The following is a 2,958-nucleotide window of genomic DNA, read 5'->3' as shown; positions in this document are numbered from 1 at the left end:
ATCGCCAAGCGCCTTGAAACCGTCAGGCCTTCACGCAGGTTTTCGGCACCGGGCAGACGCTGTTGCATTGCGGCGCGTCGAAATGCCCGTCGCATTCGGTGCAGACCTTTGCGTCGATGATGTAGGTGTCGTTCTTGAACTTGATCGCGGCGGTCGGGCACTCGAATTCGCAGGCGCCGCAGGCGGTGCACTGGGAAGCGATGATCTTGTAAGCCATTCGTTCTTCTCCTTTTGCTCAGGTAGGCCGGCGCCACGCGCGCCGGGATTCGTTGACGGGATCAGGCGGCCGCTTTCGCCTCGTCCTTGTCGGCAGTCGCCTCCGCGTAGAGCGCGCTGATCGCGGTCTCGGCGTATTCGTAGGCGTAGGCGTCGGTCGCCTCGATGCCGGCCGCCATCAGCATGTCCCTCGGGCAGTTGCCGATCTTGGAGCACAGCACGTGGGTCACGCCCTCGAGCGCGGCGATCGTGGCGTCGAGGGTTGCGTCCTCGCCAAAACCGCCCATGCAATAGGCGTCGATCTTGCGGTGGCCGACAAACTCGACGCCCTTGGCGGAGGCCTCGTAGACTTGGAATTCGCTGGCGTGGCCGAAATGCCCGTTGATGCGGCCGCCGCCCTTGGTCGCAACTGCGACCAGAATGGAATGGCCGTCGGCCGAGTTCTCCTTGACTGCGGCGATCGCCTTCTCCTTGGCGCGCACGTGGTCGCCGCGCTCCTCGGCGACGATCTCGCGATAGGCCTCGCGCTTGCTCGGATCGTAGACCATCGATTCCGGCAATTGGTCGAGGGTGAACTCCTGACCGCGGTCTTCGCCCAAAAGGCCGACCGCGTCGGCGCGGCACTGGCGGCAATGGCGCATCAGCTTGGCGCCGCCCTCGAGCTTGTCCTGCAGCGCCTTAAGTTCCATCGCCGTCGGACCGCGCTGGCCGGTGAGGCCGTAATGCGTGCCATGCGCCGGGTCGGAGATGAGCGGCATCACGTTGTGCAGGAAGGCGCCGCGCTCTTTCACCCAGCGATTGACCTCGATGAGATGCTCGTCATTGACGCCGGGGATCATCACGGAATTGATCTTGGTGAGAATGCCGCGCGCGGTCAGCATCTCAAGCCCGAGCATCTGCCGCTCGTGCAGGATTTTCGCCGCCTCGACGCCGGTCCGGCGCTTGTGGCGGAAGAAGATCCACGGATAGATCTTCGCCCCGATCTCGGGATCGACCATATTGATGGTGATCGTCACGTGGTCGACGTTCATCTCGGCGAGCTCGTCGACATGGTCGGGCAGCGCAAGCCCGTTGGTCGAGATGCAGAGATTTATGTCGGGGATCTCCCTGGAGATCTCCGAGAAAGTCGCCTGCGTCTTCTTCCAGTCGTAGCAGGCGTCGCCGGGGCCGGCGATGCCGAGCACGGAGAGCTGCGGCACCTCGTTGGCGACCGCGATTACCTTGCGCTTGGCCTCGTCGGGGGTCAGCTTCTCCGACACCACGCCCGGCCGGCTCTCGTTGGCGCAGTCGTATTTACGATTACAGTAGTTGCACTGGATGTTGCAGGCCGGCGCGACCGCCACATGCATGCGGGCGAAATAGTGATGCGCCTCTTCCGAATAGCACGGGTGATCCTTGATCCGCTCCCAGGTCGACTCGTCCATGTCCTCCGGCTTCGCCGACGAGCCGCAGGACGACGACGAGCAGCCGCCCGATGTCGCCGCCTGCTTCATCGCGTCGAAGCCGACCGGCTGAAGGCTGTCGAGCGAGATGGTGAACGGCTGGCTCATGTGTCGCGCGCTCCTTGAGGTCCGCCGACAGGACAGCAAGGCTTGTGCCAGCAGTTGTGTCGAGCATTATCATATGGTTGCGGGCCTCGACGCGATGCGGCGGCGGGACAATGGCGTGTCGCGTTCGCGACAAACCGCGCCCGCCGACGGACGCGGACGGTCGGTGGGACGGACAACGCGTTGCAGCTTCATGAAAACGGGATCGGCTTCAGGCAGGAAGGTGCGTTCGGCTAACGACGATCCGAACGGCGGGAACCTGTCTCAAGGCCGCTGGCGCCGCAAAGCGCTCACAGATGCTTCATCTCGATGCGGTATTTCCGGAGCGCGTAGCCGATCTGCCGGGGCGTGACGCCCAGGATGCGGGCGGCTTTCGCCTGCACCCAGCCGGCGCGCTCCATCGCGTCGAGGAGCCGCTCTTTCTCCGTCAGGCGCGAGACGATCGCCGGGCATTCGCCCGTCTCGGCATGCTCGCAGGCCTTCGCCGCCTCGGCCTCGTCGAGGGGTGCATCAGGCGCTGGCGGCGAAGGCGCGGTCGGACGTGGCTTTTCATAGACCGGCGCGGCGATGGTGCGGCCGCTCGCGAGCTCTCCGATCGGGTCCGAAAAGCCGCTGCGCCTGCCGCCGGTCCACAACTGCGACGACAGGCATTCACCGACCGCGCAGGACAAATCCTCGCGACCGATGACGTCGCCGTGGGTCAGCGTCGCCGCTCTTCGCACGCAATTCTCGAGTTCGCGCACGTTGCCCGGAAAAGCGCAGCTCTTCAGGATCTCCATGCCGCTCGATGCGATCGCGAGCTTCCGCCCGTTTTCGACGTTGAACTTTTCGATGAAGGCGCGGGCGAGCAGGGCGATGTCGCCTGGCCTGTCGCGCAGCGGCGGCAGGAAGATCGGGATGACGTTGATGCGATAGTAGAGATCGGCGCGGAACTCGCCCTTGGCCACCGCGTGCTCGAGGTTCTTGTTGGTCGCGCAGATCAGGCGCACGTCGACCTTCAGCGTCCGCGTCCCGCCGACGCGCTCAAATTCGCCCTCCTGCAGGACGCGCAGCAGCTTCGCCTGGAAACTCGCCGAGATTTCTCCGATCTCGTCGAGCAGCAGCGTCCCGGAGTGGGCGAGTTCGAAGCGCCCGGCCCGCTGGCCGACGGCGCCGGTGAAGGCGCCCTTCTCGTGGCCGAAGAGCTCGGATTCGA

The 2,958-nt window shown here is 65.0% G+C and carries 3 protein-coding genes; all 3 read right to left on the bottom strand.

What is annotated here, in order from left to right:
* Positions 1–22: 22 nt before the first annotated feature.
* Positions 23–217, bottom strand: coding sequence for a 4Fe-4S binding protein (locus tag ACLP25_RS00600; protein WP_442467310.1), 195 nt, complete (start codon positions 215–217; stop codon positions 23–25).
* Between the two features lie 61 nt (positions 218–278).
* Entirely contained in the window at positions 279–1,766 is a 1,488-nt protein-coding gene (gene nifB, locus ACLP25_RS00595; RefSeq protein WP_442467309.1) for a nitrogenase cofactor biosynthesis protein NifB, read from the bottom strand.
* A gap of 287 nt (positions 1,767–2,053) precedes the next feature.
* Positions 2,054–2,958: sigma 54-interacting transcriptional regulator (locus ACLP25_RS00590; protein WP_442467308.1), on the bottom strand; the 905-nt coding region annotated here is incomplete at its 5' end.

Source organism: Roseiarcus sp., from assembly GCF_052145395.1.
In the GTDB taxonomy this organism is placed as follows: domain Bacteria; phylum Pseudomonadota; class Alphaproteobacteria; order Rhizobiales; family Beijerinckiaceae; genus Roseiarcus.
The sequence above is the reverse complement of the archived record's forward strand: the minus strand, read 5'-3'. Positions and strand labels throughout refer to the sequence as shown.